The organism is Thermosporothrix sp. COM3, assembly GCF_059696735.1.
Map to the genome: position 1 here is coordinate 7434827 of NZ_AP019376.1, position 18708 is coordinate 7453534.

The 18708-nt window shown below is 53.3% G+C and carries 15 protein-coding genes; 8 read left to right on the top strand and 7 right to left on the bottom strand.

Annotated elements, in window-relative coordinates; genetic code table 11:
• Window positions 1-197 precede the first annotated feature (197 nt).
• Both KTH_RS31785 and KTH_RS31790 read left to right on the top strand, forming a co-directional pair.
• Entirely contained in the window at window positions 198-872 is a 675-nt protein-coding gene (locus tag KTH_RS31785; protein WP_111321680.1) for a response regulator transcription factor, read from the top strand.
• Window positions 856-2457 carry a sensor histidine kinase gene (locus KTH_RS31790; protein ID WP_111321299.1) on the top strand — a complete coding sequence of 534 codons (1602 nt, stop codon included), beginning with the start codon at window positions 856-858 and terminating at the stop codon, window positions 2455-2457. The genes KTH_RS31785 and KTH_RS31790 overlap by 17 nt, the downstream gene beginning before the upstream one ends.
• A 35-nt stretch (window positions 2458-2492) precedes the next feature.
• On the opposite strand, the gene KTH_RS31795 is transcribed toward KTH_RS31790, so the two are convergent.
• The 4 genes from KTH_RS31795 to KTH_RS31810 are packed head-to-tail and all read right to left on the bottom strand — an operon-like array spanning window position 2493 to window position 6698.
• On the bottom strand, window positions 2493-2984 hold the full coding sequence (locus tag KTH_RS31795) for a DinB family protein (RefSeq protein WP_111321297.1): 492 nt from the start codon (window positions 2982-2984) through the stop codon (window positions 2493-2495).
• A gap of 28 nt (window positions 2985-3012) precedes the next feature.
• Window positions 3013-3834, bottom strand: a complete 822-nt coding sequence (locus KTH_RS31800; protein ID WP_111321295.1) for a sugar phosphate isomerase/epimerase family protein — start codon at window positions 3832-3834, stop codon at window positions 3013-3015.
• On the bottom strand, window positions 3831-4877 hold the full coding sequence (locus KTH_RS31805; protein WP_111321293.1) for a Gfo/Idh/MocA family protein: 1047 nt from the start codon (window positions 4875-4877) through the stop codon (window positions 3831-3833). The genes KTH_RS31800 and KTH_RS31805 overlap by 4 nt, the downstream gene beginning before the upstream one ends.
• A 30-nt stretch (window positions 4878-4907) precedes the next feature.
• The gene (locus KTH_RS31810; protein WP_497622892.1) at window positions 4908-6698 is read right to left on the bottom strand and encodes a hypothetical protein; all 1791 of its coding nucleotides are present in this window, start codon (window positions 6696-6698) and stop codon (window positions 4908-4910) included.
• Window positions 6699-7082: 384 nt separating this feature from the next.
• Between KTH_RS31810 and KTH_RS31815 the strand changes: the two genes are divergently transcribed.
• The 5 genes from KTH_RS31815 (at window position 7083) to KTH_RS31835 (ending at window position 13916) form a co-directional block, all read left to right on the top strand.
• Window positions 7083-7793 (top strand): MgtC/SapB family protein, encoded by a 711-nt coding sequence (locus tag KTH_RS31815; protein ID WP_497622894.1) that lies wholly within the window; start codon window positions 7083-7085, stop codon window positions 7791-7793.
• A gap of 121 nt (window positions 7794-7914) precedes the next feature.
• On the top strand, window positions 7915-9573 hold the full coding sequence (gene lysS / locus KTH_RS31820) for a lysine--tRNA ligase (RefSeq protein WP_497622896.1): 1659 nt from the start codon (window positions 7915-7917) through the stop codon (window positions 9571-9573).
• A gap of 399 nt (window positions 9574-9972) precedes the next feature.
• The gene (locus KTH_RS31825) at window positions 9973-10530 is read left to right on the top strand and encodes a hypothetical protein (RefSeq protein WP_497622898.1); all 558 of its coding nucleotides are present in this window, start codon (window positions 9973-9975) and stop codon (window positions 10528-10530) included.
• 90 nt (window positions 10531-10620) lie between these two features.
• Complete coding sequence (locus KTH_RS31830; protein ID WP_497622900.1) at window positions 10621-12042, top strand: S41 family peptidase; 1422 nt, start codon at window positions 10621-10623, stop codon at window positions 12040-12042.
• Between the two features lie 668 nt (window positions 12043-12710).
• Window positions 12711-13916, top strand: a complete 1206-nt coding sequence (locus tag KTH_RS31835; RefSeq protein WP_497622901.1) for an MFS transporter — start codon at window positions 12711-12713, stop codon at window positions 13914-13916.
• A gap of 271 nt (window positions 13917-14187) precedes the next feature.
• Here KTH_RS31835 and KTH_RS31840 read toward each other — a convergent pair whose 3' ends face one another.
• The 3 genes from KTH_RS31840 to KTH_RS31850 all read right to left on the bottom strand — a co-directional run bounded on the left by KTH_RS31840 (window position 14188) and on the right by KTH_RS31850 (window position 17643).
• Entirely contained in the window at window positions 14188-15411 is a 1224-nt protein-coding gene (locus KTH_RS31840; protein ID WP_497622904.1) for a macrolide family glycosyltransferase, read from the bottom strand.
• Window positions 15408-16490, bottom strand: a complete 1083-nt coding sequence (locus KTH_RS31845) for an NAD-dependent epimerase/dehydratase family protein (protein WP_111321276.1) — start codon at window positions 16488-16490, stop codon at window positions 15408-15410. Before KTH_RS31845 ends, KTH_RS31840 begins: the two co-directional genes overlap by 4 nt.
• Window positions 16491-16644: 154 nt before the next feature.
• Window positions 16645-17643 carry an MDR/zinc-dependent alcohol dehydrogenase-like family protein gene (locus KTH_RS31850; RefSeq protein ID WP_497622906.1) on the bottom strand — a complete coding sequence of 333 codons (999 nt, stop codon included), beginning with the start codon at window positions 17641-17643 and terminating at the stop codon, window positions 16645-16647.
• Between the two features lie 242 nt (window positions 17644-17885).
• Between KTH_RS31850 and KTH_RS31855 the strand changes: the two genes are divergently transcribed.
• Window positions 17886-18689: an FkbM family methyltransferase gene (locus KTH_RS31855; protein ID WP_497622908.1), complete on the top strand. Its 804-nt coding sequence runs from the start codon at window positions 17886-17888 to the stop codon at window positions 18687-18689.
• Window positions 18690-18708 lie beyond the last annotated feature (19 nt).

The window sequence follows — 18708 nt, forward strand, 5'->3', positions numbered from 1 at the left end:
TATAAGTCTACAACATCTCACTTCCCTTTGGAAACAGAAAAGTGGGCGAATCTGCGACCAGGATGCGAAAAAGATACACGATTGCGCAAAGAAACCCTCTGCTTGAGACGGCTTGATAATGCTATACTAGTAGCGAGAATGATAATGCCTGTTCATTTTTGGGAGAAGAAAAACAGACGGAAACGGAGAAGGATGCTGTGAAAGCAAATTTGCTGGTTGTTGACGATGATCTCCATATCACAGGGTTGCTGAGGCGTATTCTGGCCTATGAGGGGTATAATGTGACTGTCGCATCCAGCGGGGACGAAGCGTTAAGCCGCACACTTGAGTATGCCCCGGACCTGATCGTTCTGGATATTATGTTGCCCGGCATTGATGGCCTGGAGGTAGTGCAGCGCTTGCGTTCCGCAGGCGATAATGTGCCAATTTTGCTGTTGACCGCGCGCGACGCCGTTGCTGATCGGGTGAAAGGTTTTGATGTTGGGGCCGACGATTACCTGATTAAGCCTTTTGCGCCTGAGGAGTTGGTGGCCCGGGTGAAAGCGCTTCTGAGAAGGAATCAGGCAGAACGGCATGAGATCTTACGCTATGCGGATGTGGAGCTTGATACAGGTACCCGCATCGCGCACCGTGGACCGCGAGAGATTGAGCTGTCCCCGACCGAATACGAGCTGCTTGCACTCTTTTTGCGGCGGCCTCGTCAGGTGCTCACACGTGATATTATTATGGATCGTGTCTGGGGGATGGACTTTGAAGGCTCATCCAATGTGCTTGAGGTCTATGTTGGATATCTACGCACGAAGTTGGAGGCGAACGGAGAATCACGGCTGATTCACACTGTTCGCGGAATCGGGTATGTCTTTAAGGAATAATACATCCCACCTGGTGAGAGACGAGGACCGCGTCCTGCAACCGAAAACGCCTCACTCGTTGCGCTGGCACCTCTCCTTTTCGTATGCCATCTTGATTCTGGTGGTATTGCTGATCTCGGGAATTCTGGCCTTCTTTTTTTCCTCTCAATCGATCGATCAGGCAGCGGCAGGAGCCTTAAAGGCGGAGGCCGGAGCGGCTCAGACAAATGTGCGCTCGGTTCTGCTTGCTCATCCGACACAAAATGGGAGCTGGCCCAAACCGCTGACACTGAAAGTGATTGATACACATAGTGAGTCAGAGAACACCCTGGGTATAGCTGTCAAGGTATTTGATCTTCAGCGGCAGACGCTCTATGAAACCAAGAGCCCACAGCCGCTCTCGTCCTATGTCCTGCCGCCGGAGGAGAGCTTTACGGCTGCCATGAAGGGTGAGTTTCCAGCGGATGTGATTGACATCGGGCCCGCGAAAGAGAAGATTCGTATTCATGTCGAACCGATCCGACAGCCACAGGTGAACGCGAAGGGCGAGACGACCGGCAACGGGAAGGTGATCGGGGTGCTGCTGACGGCCAAGACGCTTCAGGCGGAGGAGCGCACAAAAAGTACGCTGGCGATCTGGCTCGGTGTATCGGCGCTGGTGGCCCTTGCCATCGCCGCGATTGGCATGCACTTTACCACGAAGCGCGTGCTCTGGCCGCTGAGCGCAATCGTGCAAACGGCCCGTAGTATCGCTCGTAGTGCCCACACAGGCAATCTCAGCCAGCGTGTGCGCCGCCCTGCCAGTAACGATGAGATGGCGGAGGTCGTGGATACATTTAACGATATGCTTGACGCGCTGGAACAGGCAACGCGGGCGCAGCGCCGGTTCGTTGCTGATGCCTCGCATGAGCTCCGAGCTCCGTTGACCATTATTCAGGGGAATCTGGCCTTCTTACAGCAACATGTGCACGAATTGCCGGTTGAGGAGCAGCAGACAATGCTTCAAGATGCCCATAGCGAAACGCTGCGCCTTGCACGTATTGTCGACGAACTGCTGTTACTGGCCCGAGCAGATACGGCCGGAGCGCTCCCACCAGACAAAGAAAGCGGGAAAAGAGAGAAGGGGAAGCATCCGGTTGAGGTGGAGCGTGTGCTGCTGCAATTGGTGCGTCAGGTGCGTGGTGGTCTGCATTCGGAGGGTTCGTCGTTACAGCTTGAGGTGGGCCATATCGAGCCGGTACGCGTGAACGGAGATGAGGAGAGTGTGCGGCGTATTATGGTGATCTTGCTGGATAATGCGATCAAGTATACGCCAGAGAAAGATGCGGTCAGTGGGCTGCCCGGGAAGATAACAGTTTCGCTGGAACGCAAAGAGCAGGAAGGTATTCTGCATGTCAAGGACACCGGCATCGGGATTGAGAGCGAGGATCTTCCGCATATCTTTGAGCGCTTCTATCGGGCGGATCGAGCGCGAACCCGGCAGGGAACGGGGTTGGGGCTAGCGATTGCCCGAACGCTCACAGAGCAGATGCAGGGAAAAATTACGGTGCAAAGTACGCCGGGGATTGGCACTCACTTCAGTGTTCACTTCCCGCTGGTTGATTGAGCCCCTTCAAGCATCAGCCCGAAGGGGCCAGATCGCTAGAGGCAGCCTTTGATCTGCTCAACGTGCGCGGCGACATGGCGCACCAGGAACTCATCAATAAACCAGGCAAGGGTACGCTCGCCATAGGTGACGTGATGCCCGGTCAGCTCAAGGTCGCTATCTGTGAGCTTGCTTAACACCCCATCGACATAAGCGTAATTTTTTGGCAAGGCGGCCCGGGCCTGTTCGAGCGTGTCGTGACCGTGCTCTTCAATGGCTCGTAGACGGCCTTCATGCTTCATGGTCCGTCCGAAGTTCTGTCCCGGATGGGCAACCAGCTTGCTGACCTCATCGGCCCAATAGGGAAGGAACTCGTTGATGTGAGCCAGATTCTCCATGATCGACCACTCGCCAGGAGCTGCGGGCCTGTAGAGCTGCTCCGGCTCAAGCCCGCTGATTGGATTATCCAGCAGGGCATTGAGGTCATTATAGGCTACTCGTAACTGCTGTCGAATGGCCTGAACGTTAGGATTCTCAATAGTGGTCATAGGTATTTTGTGACTCCTTTGTCGTGAACTACCTGTATTCCCAGTGCATTGTTTTCAGGAGGTGCTGAAAACTCTGTGAGGCCTTGCGGAACAGCGCTGCTCCGCTGAACCCCTGATATTGACCGGCTGCGGCAAGATGCGGCTCCAATGCGAAGAAGCCATCATAGCCATCAGTCCGTAACTGCTCAAGCAGCGCGGGCCAGTTAGCTTCTCCTTCACCGGCTACTACCAGCGTGCCATCATGGGTGACATCCTTGACATGAACGTAGGCCAGCCATGGCTTGATAGCTGTGTAGGCGTCAGGGAAAGGAACCTGCTTGCATTCCAGATAATTTGCAGGATCGAGTACCGCACGGAAATGAGGATGCTCAAGCGTGCTCAGTAGATCAACGTTGCGGGCGATTGTATCCCCGTAAATCAGCTTTTCGTTCTCATGCAAGAGCGTGATTCCCTGCTCCTGAGCCCGATCAGCTAGCGAACGCAAACGCTGTAGAATCTCGCTTCTATAGCGCTCGTGCTCGTTTTCGGGCGGATAGAAGGAGAAAATTCGGATGTATGGTGTCTCCATCCGGCGAGCAACGATCAGGGCGCGCTCGAACTGGTACATGTGCTCCTCAAAAGGTGCGGTGACCGGGACCTTGCCAATGGGTGAACCAATAGCAGCAACATGCAGGTTGTTGGCCTCCAGTCGCTGCTTGATGGTGGCAAGTTGCTCATCGCTGAGGTGTAGCACGTTGGTATTCCAGACAGAGCGCAACTCAATGTAGTGAATGCCTTCCTGTTTCAGGACGGCTATCTGCTCTTCCAGATCGGCTGAAATTTCATCCGCGAACGCGGAGAGACGGATCATGCGAAGATCACCTCTTTTCCTGTGCGAGCTGACTCGTAAATACCCTGGATGATTTCGACGGGATGACGTCCCTCCTGTCCATCGATAAACGGGCGTCGTCCTTCCCGAATCGCCTCAACGACATCGGCAATCTGGCGTGCGTGACGGGCAACCATAATATCTGTGGCCTGACCGGCACCGCCGGAGCCTTCCTGTTCCTCATCGGAAAGAATGGTTGCGTATTCGCCGGCCTTTTGTTTCCCTTCGTCGGAAAGCCTGAGATAGGTCAGTTGCTGCTCCTCAATGATTGCTGAGCCCTGATCGCCAAAGACTTCAATCCGTGTGGTGACACCGGGATAGGCCCCGGTGGTAGCGGAAATCGTGCCAAGTGCCCCATTGGCAAAACGCAGAATGGCAACTGCAACATCTTCTGCCTCGATCCTGCGTACCAGCGTGTCAGTGTAGGCGGAAATACGCTTGACCGGCCCCATCAGCCACTGTAAGAGATCGATGGAGTGGATGGACTGATTCATCAGGACGCCGCCATCCAGAGCGATGGTGCCGCGCCAGTCGTCGCTATCATAGTATTGTTGTGTGCGCCACCAGGGCACCGTGGCATTCCCGAGCACGAGCCGACCTAACGCGCCGCGTTGAATTAGCTCACGCACCTGTCGAGTTGCTATATTGAAGCGGTGTTGGCTGATGACCGAGAGTGTGCGTCCGGTCTCCTGCTGAACCTGCAACAGCATTTCGATGTGTGGCACAGTAATATCAAGTGGCTTTTCGACAATGACATGACTGCCTGAGCGCAACGCGGCGGCGGCATGTTCGGCGTGCAGCCCGCTTGGCGTACAAATACAGACAACGTCTGGCTTCTCGGTCGAGAGCATTGTCTGCATATCTTGATAGGGAGTGGCCTGATGCTTGTCCGCCAGCTTCTGCGCTCGTTCCGTATTAAGGTCGCAGACGGCTACAAGCTTTGTCCCCGGGATCGTTGCCAGTGCATCGGCATGCACCGGGCCAATCACGCCACATCCAATAATGCCAAAGCGTAGTGTATCCATACCTTTTCAGCTCTCCTTACTATTCCTTGCTTATTCTCCTGGTTGCAGGAGCTGGATCGTCTGCTCGAAGAAGTGCTCAAGGGGGGCGCTCGCATCCTGAAGAGAGCCATCGATAATCAAGAGAAAACAGAGGCGCTTCTGTTCGAGCATGGCTTGCCAGGTGCCAATAGCCTGGGCGCGTAGAAACGCGTCGGTGTAGGCGCCTGCTATGACGGATTCATGATCGCGAATCAGGATCCGGAGGCTCACGAAGGTATCCGGGCCGTCCATCTCGCTCTGTTCAGTTGAGTGATAGGCGGCGGGCGCCTGGCGCACCTTCGCCGGTATCCCGAGAAGCATATTGCCTGCTTTATGGGCCGCGGCAGAAATACTGAGCCAGGTATTCTCGGGCAAAAAGCCGTTAATGGTCACATCTAGATAGTCCAGCTCCTGGGGGGAGGCGTATGCCCTTTGCCGGAGCGCATGCACAAAGGTGGCTGCGGGTGTCTCCTGCGGTTCGATGAACGCGGGTGTAAGCAGGCGAAGTTGCTCGTAACGGAGCGTCGGTTTCCAGTTCTGGATCTCCTCAAGCGGGTCAGAGAGGGAGCGCAATTGACGTGCTCGCGCCTTATAGTTCTCGACCGCAGGCTGACCGGCAAAGGTGATTTGCTGAAGATAGCCATAGAGCGACATCGTCAGTTGCCAGCCCAGAAAACAGGATGCCAGTGCAGAGAGCCGCTGTTCTGGCGTCCTGGTTGCCAGATAGGGGAGACAAAGCTGAAAGGTTGGGCTTGTCTCCGCTTTTTCGTCCGCTGTCATGCGTACATGCACAATCCCCTCTGTTGCAAAGCAGGGCCCCTGTGGATTTAGTGGCTGTTCATCGAAGACAACAATCCCTTTGCCCCCTTTGCCGAGGCTTTCTTCCATCAATTGCTCAATCCAGATGAGTAGCGGTTTCCATTCCTCAGTCACTTCCAGAAGCAGGCGACAGGCTCCGTTCTGGCTGGCGTCCGAGAGGGTGGCAGCGAGCTGGACGAATGGATGCTTATCAGGGCTTTCCTGGGCAAGATCCAGCTTGTGATGGCGCCAGGCGTCCGCAAGAATAGACCTGAGGGAACTTGAACTGTGTGTATAGGTCAGGTAGAGCGCGACCGGGAGAAGAAAGACACGCGTTGTCGGGGCACTCATACGGCCTCCGGTCCCTGTTCCTCCATCTGGTTGTAACGGACGTCTTGGGGCCTCTTGCTGTTGCGCGAACTGATCGAGAAAAGAGCCGGGCAGCGTCATCACCTGAATATGCTCAGATGGAGTGAGCTGAGCCTGCTGAAGTAGCTCTACGAACCAGGTCAGGTGAGTGATTGGCTCTTCGGAGGTCATACCCATCGAGACACCAACCATCATCACATCTTCGAGCAAGGTATGCAGCGTAGCTGCATCATGAAACGGGGGAGTCAGGTTCTTCTGTCGGGCAATTGTTTCAAGAATATGGTTCAGGGCGGCAGGGTCAGTGCTATCAAGTGGATAGAGCGTCAGGTCCCCGGCAGCGGCAAAGCCCATCGCACAAAGTACATGAACTGTGATAACCGAGCCGCCCATACCGGTCCAGATCAGATGACGAACACCGCGCCGGTGAATGGCTCGGGCGTCTGTCTCTACCTCTTCAAGCAGGTGCTCCTCTTGTAAGAGCCGGGCAACGCCTTCAACCCAGTCAAGTTTTGGTTCACCGTTTTCGCTGCCGAGCGTTTTCATAAGGCCGTTGCGGCGCCGCAACTGGTCAATCGCCTGTTCCCTGGCAATGCGTTCAAGGGACGATATCGTGTTACTATCTCCTTCCACAGACATGGTACGTCTCCCTTCTAAACAAATCTATCCCCAAATTCCTTGCGCCAGATATTTTGCCTGACTTTTTCAGTTAGCATATCACAATCCCCGACGCTCTTACCATCTTTGCGCGTTTCTGATGGAAGCGCCTCTATTGCTGAGCTTGTGCGAAACCGTTCCACCAGATGCATGGTGGCTGATTTTTCGGGTAAGCTACTCGTCTGGAGCGGATGCAGTGGGGGAGGTATGGATTGTATGGGAGAAAAGCAGTGCGGAATGAGAGAAGAGAATCTCTGTTTTGGCAACGATCTTTCTTGAGAATTGGATTGACGTCCATCTCTTTTGTGTGCTGCTCCGTATTTATAGGTATGATCGGGACGCGATGCAGAGGAGATGGAACGCTCTATGATTTCACTTCAGGTTGTCTTACTTCGATTGGGGCTGGCCGTTGTACTGGGAATTCTTGTCGGGGTGGAGCGCTCTCTGAGGCAGCATTCCGCCGGTATGAGGACGAATGCGCTGGTCTCGTTGGGGTGTGCGCTCTTCACTATTATTTCCGGCTACTCGTTTACCGAATTGCTACACCTCAATCATATTCAACTTGATCCGACGCGTATAGCTTCCTACATTGTGGCGGGAATCGGCTTTCTTGGTGGGGGCGCAATCTATGTCCTGCGTGACCGTGAGCGCGTCAAAGGGCTCACAACTGCTGCTGCAATCTGGGTCGTGGCGGCGATCGGGATGGCGTGTGGAGCCGGAATGCTCTGGGAGGCGACGATTGCTACCCTGTTTGCTGTGATCGTTCTCTATCCCCTTCATAAGTTTGAAAAGCACTTTCTGCCTCCCCGTGAGGAGAAACAGTATCGCTTGCAGGTGCACATTGCAGATGGCAACACTGACAACCTGCTAGGGACCATATACGCTATGTGTGCAAAGAAACGGCTTGCAATCGGGTCGCTTGAGATAAAGGAGGAGCAAGCAGAGCGAATGATTGTCGTGATCTGCCGCGCTCGTGATATTCGTCTGCTGGCGGAAGCGCTGGATCTCTTGCGCACGCTTGAGGGTGTCTCTCAGGTCAAGATGCAGGTACAGGATGAATGGGAACAGAATATGTAGTAGAAGGTCTGGTATCCTCGCTTACTGCTTGCTTGCATTTAACATGCCACTCCTGTATGATGCTGGGAAAAGGGATGGGATAAGATCAACATTGTTTTTTTTCAGGGGGATGCAGTCACATATGAAGAACGATTGGGTTGAAGCAATTTGTATTCAGATAGAAGAGCGCATGCGGCGAGCAGGAAGAGAAGGGGAAACAATTATCTGTTCGTCCGGGATCAGTCCATCTGGCCCTGTGCATCTGGGGAATCTGCGAGAGGCCATCACACCTCATCTGGTGACCGAGGAACTCAAGGTGCGAGGATGGCAGGCTGAGCACATTCATGTCTGGGATGACTTTGACAGGCTGCGCAAAATTCCTGCCGGGATCGATGCTTCATTTTCCCGCTATCTGGGACAACCACTTTCAGATATTCCTGATCCTTTCGGCGAGTATGATTCGTATGCCAGCCGCTATATGCATCAGTTTGAACGCAGTTTGCAGCGCCTGGGTATAGCTCCTCGCTTTGTGCGTCAATCAGAGATGTACCGGAGCGGCTTCTATACCGAAAAGATTAAGCTGGCGCTCACACGGCGCGGTGAAATTTTTGATATTCTGGCCGAGTATCAGACAGCAATTCAGGAGACCGAGGAAGAGCGAGCGGCCCGGCGGGCTGCCTATTATCCATTTCGCGTGTACTGCGAAACCTGCCACAGGGATAGTCCCCGCATCACGGCGTATGATGAAGCAACTGCCTTCCTTGCCTATAGTTGCCCTGATTGTGGGCATGTCGGAGGCTATAGCCTGAACGGCAAAGTAGAGGGAAAGTTGGTCTGGAAGGTTGATTGGCCGATGCGTTGGAGCACGTTCCCTGTCGACTTTGAGCCTGCTGGCGTGGATCATTCGACGCCGGGGAGTAGCTTTACAGTAGGGCAGCGCATTATTCAAGAGATTTATCAGACGCCGCCACCATACTATGTGGGATACGCGTTTGTTGGCATGGAGGGTCGAACGAAAATTTCCAGCTCTTCTGGAACGACGGCAACACCAGAAGTGGCGCTCAATATTGCGGAGCCTGCCTTGTTGCGCTGGATGTACGCGCGTCGCGCTCCCAATCAGGGATTCTCTATTGATTTTGGGCAGGGACTCCTGAGGCTGTATGAGGAATGGGATGGGTTGCAGAGGCAGGTGCAGGCGGGCACGGCCTCTGAACTCAACAGGAATATCTATCGCCGGGCCTGTCAGACAGCATCGAGCGAAGTTGAGCGTACGCCAAAGCCTGTTTCGTTCTCTCTGCTCACCTCGTTGCTCGATGTAACTCATGACAATATCGAGCAGGTGATGCGTATTGTCTCACAGAGCACCGGAGATGCGATGCTTTCCCCAGAGATGCTGGAGCCGAGGCTAACCTGTGCTCGCAACTGGATCAATGATTATCTCCCCGATGACGAACGAACCCCGATCCAGAGCACATTTCAGACCGCAGCCTATGAACAGATGTCTGAGGAGCAGCGTCGAATGCTATCGCTGTTTAGCTCGTTGTTCGATGAACACTGGAATTATGTCGGTCTGACAGATTTGATGTATAACGTGCCAAAGATGGTCAGAGGGGTTCCGCTTGATGTGAAGCCGGATACTGCATTGAAGCAGGTTCAGCGCTCATTCTTTGTTGCGATCTATCAACTGGTGTGTGGTCGCGAGACCGGACCCCGTATCCCGACGTTGTTGCTCTCACTTGGGAAAGAAAAGACGCGCATGCTTGTGACACCTCCACGGAAGGAAGCATGCTCTTCTCTATAGGATCTGGAAGCGGGTTATAAATGGAGGAATAATTCTTTTATAGAAGAGGAGCAGTATGGTTGTCATGCGGCTCCTGTTTTTATTGTCCGAATGCTTTGTGTTATGCTTATGAGCTAAGGGGATCTTTTTTCAGGTAATGCCTGTCTATTGCAGGGCTGGCTCTGGTGGATGCTGGAACAGCCTGTGATCGGTGCAATACAGCGCTTCCGCATGATGGAACGCATGACTGTAGAAGAGATGGTGAGGCCTTTGTGCTGGTGGGGGTCTCACCCATATTTCTGAAAAGGAGTTAGGCCTGTCACATTGACAAAGCCTGCCCTCTTTGTGGCACTGCTACACTTCTGGTGTGTATAGGGTACAACCACAATAGAGGAATGAAGAGGAGAGTTGTTTTCTTGTATGGACACGTTCTGGCATCTATTGGCACGCACATGGTCTGCGGCGGCCTTTTTTCATCCCTTGATTCAGGAGCGCGGGCGGGAATGGGAAAAGATTTTGACTGCGCTCCTGCCTGAAGCAGAGAAAGTTGCAGTTGAACCGATTCTGTCTGCCGGGCAAAGGGAGGTGCTTACTCGCCTTCTGGATACGTTGCAGGATCCATCAACCGGGCTTGTTTCTACTATAGAGGAGAATTTGTCACCAAAGAGACGAACTGAGGTGGTGTATGAGACGCTGCCAGGTAACGTGGCGTATGTACGGGTCAAGCACTGGTTTGATTTCGCGATATCGCCAGGCTCTTTTGCACAATGGGATGAGGCGGTCCAACTGGTCACCGGCGCGGTTGAAGCCGCTGTCCATGAGCAAGCTTCGGCGCTCGTTCTGGATTTTCGTGAGACGACTGGCACAAGAGCAGAAAGACATTCAGAGGATCGTTTCATCTACGGAAGACTGCGTACGGAACTGATCTCTCGTTTGTTTGAGCGCCCGATCAGCCTGCCGCAGCTTGCTCGGGTGTAACGGGTTGGCTATCATGACCCTGAAGAGCTCGGGCGTACGGTTGGCGGCTATACAACCGAGTGGGTGATCCAGGCCAGCAGCACACCGGTAATGCCGGGGGAACTGGTCTTTACCGGCCCCCTGTTTGTGTTGACTGGAGGCGAAACCAGCGCTCAACTGGAACCCGTACTGATTCTGTTGCAGCAAACAGGTCGCGCGTATTGTCTGGGTGAGCAGAGCCAGCCCTATCGAGCGGAGGAACATCTACTATCGTTGACAAATGAGTGGAAAGTGCGCTTGCGTCAGCATATCCTCTTCTATCATGATCACCCGATCCGCTATACCCCCGATATCGTGACGAATGAGCCGCTACAAGAGGTGCTGCTACTTCTGGCAGGGAAAAAGCAAGAGCGCTCGATGCAGGAGACTAGCGCACGGCAGGCGACGCAGGACATCGAAGAGGAGCGTTTACCCGCCCGGGCCTCGCGGATGTTGGCTGTCATCAAGCTCTGGACGGCAATGTGTAGCTTCTATGCGTACCCCGATCATCTGGAACACTGGGATGAGGCGCTTGTACCAGCACTTGAAGAAGTCGCTGCTGTACGCACGCGGGAAACGTACTTTATGACGCTGCAACGTTTAGCGTCGCGCTGTAGGGGTGGACATAACTTTGTGTTGTTCTGGCGCGATGGGCAGATACAGCGAGCGATCTTCCCCTATGGGGCTGTCCCGGGCATTCGGCTGGCGCGGGTCAAAGGACGGATAACCGTGATGGGGCCCCTACCAGCAGAGATACCACTTTATCCCGGTGAGGTGCTGGAAGCGGTCGACGATGAGCCGGTACAGCAGCGGGAGACGCGGCTTATTGCTCTGGTGATGCAGTATCCGGTGCAGGCAAGGGATCATTATCTGTTGTGCGCGTTGCTTGATTCTCCGAAAGGTGCGGTAGTGCGTTTAAGGGTACGGGATCAGCAGGGCCATACAAGGGAAGTGGAGGTTGTCGCTGATTACCCCACCTCGTTTGTGACAGAGCCAGTTGCTGTGACGACGTTGCCTCCCTGGGGAATGCTCTCGGACGAATGGGCAGAAATCGGCTATCTGGATGCCTCGCGAGTGCAGATAGAGCAGGCATTTGTTGACCTGAAGATGGCAAAAGCGCTGATTATCGATGTCCGTCGCTATCCGACGTTGACTGTTGCGGCGCTTACGCGTTTTCAGCGAGAGCCGGTACCCTTTCTTCCCATGTTGCGCCCGATGGTGAGTGCTCCCGAGCGGGGTGTTTTTGGCTGGTTAGAAAATCGGGTGATGGATGAAGATGTATTCTTGCCTGTGGAGGAACCTGATCCGCGTCCCCTTGCGGTGTTAATCGGTGGTGGAACAGTCAGTATGGGCGAAGACTGGACGTATCGGCTTTTGCAGGGGTGTGGAGCACTGCTGGTCGGGGAAGAAACAGCAGGTGGGGTTGGGTCAAATGCTTTTGTAAATCTCCCTGGAGGCGGGCTTCATTTTCCGGGTCCGATGCGCAGCTTTTAGTACATGGACGTCGAGTAGAGGGAAATGGTATTTCACCGCACGTCCGCGTGACTCCTGTCCCGGATGATGAGCGGGATGATGCTGTAATACAGGCGGCCCGAGCATTGCTACAGCGGCTAGATGGTGATCACCTGGCTTGAGTACTTGTTAATGAGAGAGGAGAAGCTGTCTCCTCTCTCTTATAGAGAAAAAAAGAATGCGATAGAAGAGGAACAAGTCCCTGTCGTGACTGATACAGATGAGGATAGATGAATTTAGCGTCTGCATCTGTTGTATGAAAACTCGTTGCTACCTCTTTTGCAGAGTGTATTTCGATCTTTACTATAATATAAGGTCAGGGGAGGCGGCTGGTTACCTGCTCTGATAATGATGTTGTGCGTGCTAAGTGAGACAATGTCTCTTTCATTTAGAGGGATGATACCGTATAATATTTAACAAGTAGAATATAGAGATGTACTGCATGGATGGAAGAAGGTCATACCACCACGTTCCCGGGGAAAGGGATTCTGCTTTCTGGGGTTGATCGCTGTTGTACACGCTCACAAATGAGCTTCTGCTGCTTCGTATCGAGGACAATCTGTGTATGATGCCGCGTGCACAGGAACACATTGTTCCGATGTGGGCACGAAGACTCCTTCACTGTTTCAGTCAATCGAAAGGGGAAATGCATGCAGAGCCGACGTGCTATTGTTACCCTGATCATGGCAACGATTGCCTTTACCGTATCGTTTGCCGTCTTCTCATTGATATCACCTTTTGCTCCACAATTACAGAAGCTGTACAACCTGAATGATTTTGAGATTAGCATCTTGATCGCTCTGCCGAGCCTCCTCGGATCGGTGTTACGAGTGCCCGCGGGTGCATTGACCGATCGGTTTGGTGGGCGCAAGGTTATGACAGGGCTGCTCATCTTTTCATGTATTCCTGTGCTCGGCATGATGAGCGCACGTACGTATCTAGCCTTTGTGTGTTGGGGGCTTTTGTTAGGGGTTGTTGGAACCAGCTTTGCGGTGGGAGCGCCCTATGTCAGTCGCTGGTTCCCATCAGAGCGGCAGGGCCTGGTACTTGGCATCTTTGGTGTCGGAAATATCGGGACGGCTGTTACGGTCAACCTTGCACCTCGTCTTGCGCATCTCCTGGGGAGCTGGGAGAGCGTGTTTCTGCTCTTTGCGGCCCTCTCCCTGCTGACCGCGTTGGTCTATTATCAGACTGCCCATGATGAGCTGTTGCCCTCTGTAACGGCGAGTATGAAGGAGCGCCTGGCCTTGCTTTGGAGAGAGAAACCGGCCTGGGTCTTGAGTTTGCTATACTTTGTCACCTTTGGGGGACTGGTAGCTTTCAGCTTGTATCTGCCGAAGCTGCTGGTTGATTTGCATATGCTCGATAAGGTGGAGGCCGGAAACTATGCTGCAATCTTTGTCTGTGTGGGAACGCTGGTGCGCCCGTTTGGGGGCTGGCTCTCTGATCGTGTGGGAGCCTGGAGTATCCTGCTGACGACCTTTGGCGGGCTTCTGTTGTTGGCCTGTGTGCTGATCTTCCACCTCCCGCTGATGTACCTGAATGCATGCTTGATCTGCATTGCGATCTGTCTGGGGGTGGGGAGTGGTGCCGTCTTTAAGCTGGTGCCGCTGTATTATGCAAAGGATGCGGGCGTCGTCTCGGGACTGGTTGGCGCTGCTGGTGGCCTGGGCGGATTTTTTCCGCCATTGATTATGGGGTTCTGTAAAGAGATCTGGGACACCTACATTCCGGGTTATATCCTGCTGGCGTTGGTAACACTCTGTTGTCTGTTGCTCATCTTCTATAGAGGACAGGTGTTCGATGAAGCGGAGCGCGTGCGGATGGCTCCTTTAGTTGATAAGAACGGCCCCTGAAGCTTCAAGGAGGAGACCGTATTCCATCCGCTCCATTCCAGTCTCGGAACAAGCGTAATAAGGGCTCTTCGTATGAGGGGCCCTGTTTCATCAGGGAGAAAGGGCTGTAGGCAGGGGAAGGAACAACTCTTCTGCTCTCTTCCGCTGATATCCGGGGTTGTGAAATAGGTGCGGCGGATCGTGCCAGGCATAGCCAATTGATATGGCACGATCTATCCTGGTAGAACGTCACCCATATCAAAAGGCGCCATAGCGGAATGTGCCTCTCATCTCAGTGAGAGCCATTCGTGAACTGGATGATCGCTTCAGCCGCCCGTTTTGGGCCCCCTGCTTCCTGTATGGCCTGTCGCATGGTAGATGCGCGTGCGTGGATATCCGGGTCATGAGCTGCGCGTGTTGTTGCCTCTCGCAACCGGTCGGCAGTCAGTGTTTCTTTATCGAGCACAATGCCTAGCTCAAGTTCGCGCACCCGGTGAGCGGCCTCTTCCTGGCGTGTCTGAGGGATGACAACCAGCGGTACCCCGTAGTAGAGGCTTTCCATGACACTGTTCATGCCCCCGTGGCTGATAAAGACATCCGCACGGGGCAACACTTCCAATTGTGGTACCTGAGGCGCGAGCAAGAAATTGGACGGGGAAGGCGGAAGGAGTGCCGGATCAAGCCTGGTACCATAGGAAAGGACCACCTGCCATTCTGTCCCGCTAAAAGCGAGGAAGCATTGACGATAGAAGTCAAGCTGATTGTTAAAGTTGGTACCAAGTGAAATGTACACAAGTGGATGCTGATTCAGTTGCTCAAGCGGGAAGGAGGTGCTACTATAGCGCTTGCGTTGGAATGATGGCCCGACAAACAGGAAGCGTTCGTCAAACGTATCTCCATCAGGCCTGAAGGCGCGAGGCTGGAACACGATTGTCAGTGGTTCTGCCGTTCCCTGCAACGAACGAAGCTCTGGAATCGAGAGGCCATAGGTGCGGCTCAACAACGCAAGCCCATCCTCAAGCGGGCTATGTTCGGTTGCCTGCTTCTTGAACTGCTGATAGAGTTTCGCTTTGAACTGTTCATGGGTGCGGTCCCCGCTCTCTGCTCCCGGGATGGCATATGTTGGACATAGTCCAATAGTGGGTAGATGCAGGATACGAGCAGCGATTCGAGGCCACAGGAACATGCACTCGGCAACAATGCAATCTCCCTGTTCCTCGCGAATACTCTCCAACAAAGGAGGTATCACCTCTGGACTTTTGCGGAACATTCGCGAGAGGAATAGCGCGATGCTTTTGTCACCGTCGGCTGGCCCGATGGCCTGTAATTCCTCCTGTTCAACAAGGTCGAAGTGGTAAGCGCGAAAGCGAGCACCAGTGGCCTCGATTATTTGACGAAAATGCTCCGGGAGAAAACAGGTCACCTCCTCCCCGTGCGCAAGCAGTTCTTCCATGACTGCCAGTGTTGGAAGCATATGGCTGTAAAGGGGAAAGGGGAAGAAGAGATAGCGACTCATACTTGTACTCCTCCCTTCGCGTGCTCAGTGGACGATGCATTCGCCTTGTTGTTTTCTTGAAAACAAGTACGATTCTCTTGAATCCAGGTAAGCAGCTTCTCGATACCTGTAGCTGGAGAGACATGCGGCGTCCAGCCTAATGCGTGCTCTGCTTTTGCTGAATTGCAGACAAAGTACCAGAGATCGCCTTTTCGAGCGGGCTGCATCTGAATATCCAGAGATTTCTTAAGAGTGTGTGAGATAATATCGAGGCACTCCTTTAACGAGATCGCGTGGGCATATCCACCGCCAATATTATAGGTTCCGGGCTTTCGCTGCTCATAGAAGGCATGAATGGCGTTGACAACATCCTGTACATAGAGGATATCACGTACCTGTTTGTCAGTACCGAAGATGGTTATGGGCCAGCCGAGGGCGGCACGAATACAGAAGTTAGCAACCCAACCGTGGTCCTCACCGCCAAATTGCCGGGGCCCATAGAAGCCGGTCAGGCGAAAATTTGCCGCCTCAACCTCATAGCTGTCGATAAATGCCTGTACGTAGGATTCAGCGCTATGCTTTGAGGCATGCAGTGGTGTGAGCAGGCCCCGCATTGTTGGATATGCTTCATCAATGTCCTGTGGCTCTGCGGTGAAGCGGGTCGCTTGCTCCTGTAAGGTGTTATTGATCTGATTGCCGTAGACATGAACGCTTGAGCAGGAAACAAGCGGGATGCGATAATGACGGGCCGCTTTTAACACATGAAGGGTGCCGGTAACATTCGTAGAAAAGTCTAAATCGACGTCCTCTAAACTAATGGTCATTGCTGGTTGCGCAGCCGTGTGGACGAGAAAATCACACCCTTGAGTAGCACGAAGCAGGCGTTCGTAGTCGCGAATATCTTCTTCAATGATGGTAGCGCCGATGGAACGCAGAAAATCGGCATTATAGCGGCGGGCCTGTTCAGTGGCATATCCCGTTCGTGCGAGTTCATGCTTGGTCATGTTGTCGTAGGCGATCACCTCATCGCCGCGTTTCCTGTAGAATTCGCATACATGAGAGCCGAGGAATCCACACCCCCCGGTAACGAGTACTTTCATTCCAAATCCTCCAACTGAGCCTGTCGTTCAGGCGATAGGACGATATGCTCTGTTCCAGCGTTTCTGGTAAGGAGTCATTATGAACCAGTATATGATGAGGAAACGGGTAAGAACAGATCATTGTCTCATCATCTTACGATCAATTCTGAGAGGGTCAGGGCTTAAGCAGTATCTTGAGCGCTCCCCTCTGGCTTGCATGGGCAAAGGCATGGACCCCCTCGTGAAGTGAATAGCTAGCGCTGATCAGTGGTCGAACATTGAGGCGGTGCTGCTTGAGTGCTCGAAGCGCCGGAGCGAAGGGGCCACAACGCGACCCCTGGACGCGTATTTCATCAATCACGATCTGGGCAAGATGAAGCTGACTCTGTTCAGCAACCGTGCTCTTGAGGGCGATGACTCCTCGGGCTTTGACGAGCCTTTGCGCCAGTGCCAGCCCTGATGCTGATCCTGTACATTCAACAACCAGATCAGCCCGGCGGTCGTTCTCTAGCTGAAAGCTGGCTGGATCGGTCAGCAAGTATCCAGTGACGCCATGTTCTTCCGCCAGTTGCAGCTTCTCCTGATGTTTACCCACCATCACCACCTCGCAGCCGATTAGCGAGAGGACCTGAGCTGCCAGTTGCCCCATCTTGCCATCTCCCAGGATCAATGCAGTTTCTGTTGGTTTGAGGTGTATCTGTTCCAGCAGCTCGAAGTTCGCCGCCAGCGGTTCGACAAAGATTGCCTCCTCGTCGCTGACCGTTTCAGGAACAGGATAGAGGTTCTCTACTGGCAAGGTCAGGTACTCGGCAAAGGCCCCGTTGCGCTGTACGATGCCGAGGGTGGTACGGCGCGGGCAGTGTGTGAAGATCCCTTGCCGACAGAACTCGCATGTCACCTGACGGCAGGGAGCATTAATTTCTCCCACCACGCGTTGACCGAGCAGATGCGCATAGCGTTCGCGTACAGCATCTCCGTAGATGTCTTCAACAAGGCCAACAAACTCGTGTCCCGGTATCCCCTGGAAGTCCATATAACCGCGCAGAATTTCCAGATCAGTATTGCAGATCCCGGTGAGTAGAACGCGAATCAGGGCTTCCCCTTCAATGGGCTCCGGGCAGGGATACTGTTGCTCCAGACGAAGGGTGGAGTCCTGATAGACTAATGCACGCATGAAAGGCTTCTCCTGTGTGATATCAAGGTGTATTGAGTGAAGTATACCGTGGAGAAGAGGAGGAAACCAGATCAAGCGATCATCACTTTCCAATCAAACGGAGAACGTACCTTTGGTGCTCTCCTGTATGGCTTCTGGCAAGGATGATTGCAAAATGATGATAGAATGATCTGGTTTTGCAGCTTTCTCTCGTTATATACTCTAGAAGAACACCGTCATAATAAAGAAGAAGCGAGGAATGCATGCAAGAGAAATATGTTTTGCCAAACGGCATGACCGTTGCGAAAACCAATGAAGATCAGCTCAAGCAATTGTATGCGGAAATATTCGAGGAAAGACAGTATCTCGCGTATGGCATTACTTTAGAGGAAAATGCTATTGTGCTGGATGTCGGGGCAAACATCGGCCTTTTTACGCTGTTCTGTCACTCTGTCTGTCCGAGTGCAAAGATCTATGCCTTTGAGCCAATTGCAGAGACGTTTCAGACCTTGCGTACAAATGTTGCCTTGAATAACATCGATGCACGGTTGTTTCAGATGGGGCTTGCTGACCGCGCTGGAGAAGAAGAGTTTACGGTGTTCGCGCTCTATAACTCGAACTCAACACGAGTGCCAGATCTGGAAGAGACACGCTCTATTATGCGCAACAAGTTTCTCGCGAACGTGCCGGACGCGAAAAAAAGCCAGATGACGGAAGAAGAGATACAGAAGGTCGTTCATTTCTTCTTTACACGGCATACCACTCAGCTCTGTAAGGTCGAAACACTTTCCCGTGTCCTTCGCGAGCAGGCCCTTGAACATGTTGATCTCTTGAAGATTGACGCGGAAAAAAGCGAATATGATATTCTGCAAGGGATCGATGCACAGGATTGGCCAAAAATCCGCCAGATTGTGATGGAGGTGCATGGCGATTACCTCTTAGAGAAGGTGCTTCCATTGCTTCAACAGCAGGGATATCAAACGGTTGTCGGCGACAATAAGCGAGGACTGGGAAATGCAGAGAATGGGCGTCCCATTACCCTCTCGCATGTGTATGCATGGCGCTAGCTTCCTTTTGTGTACCTGC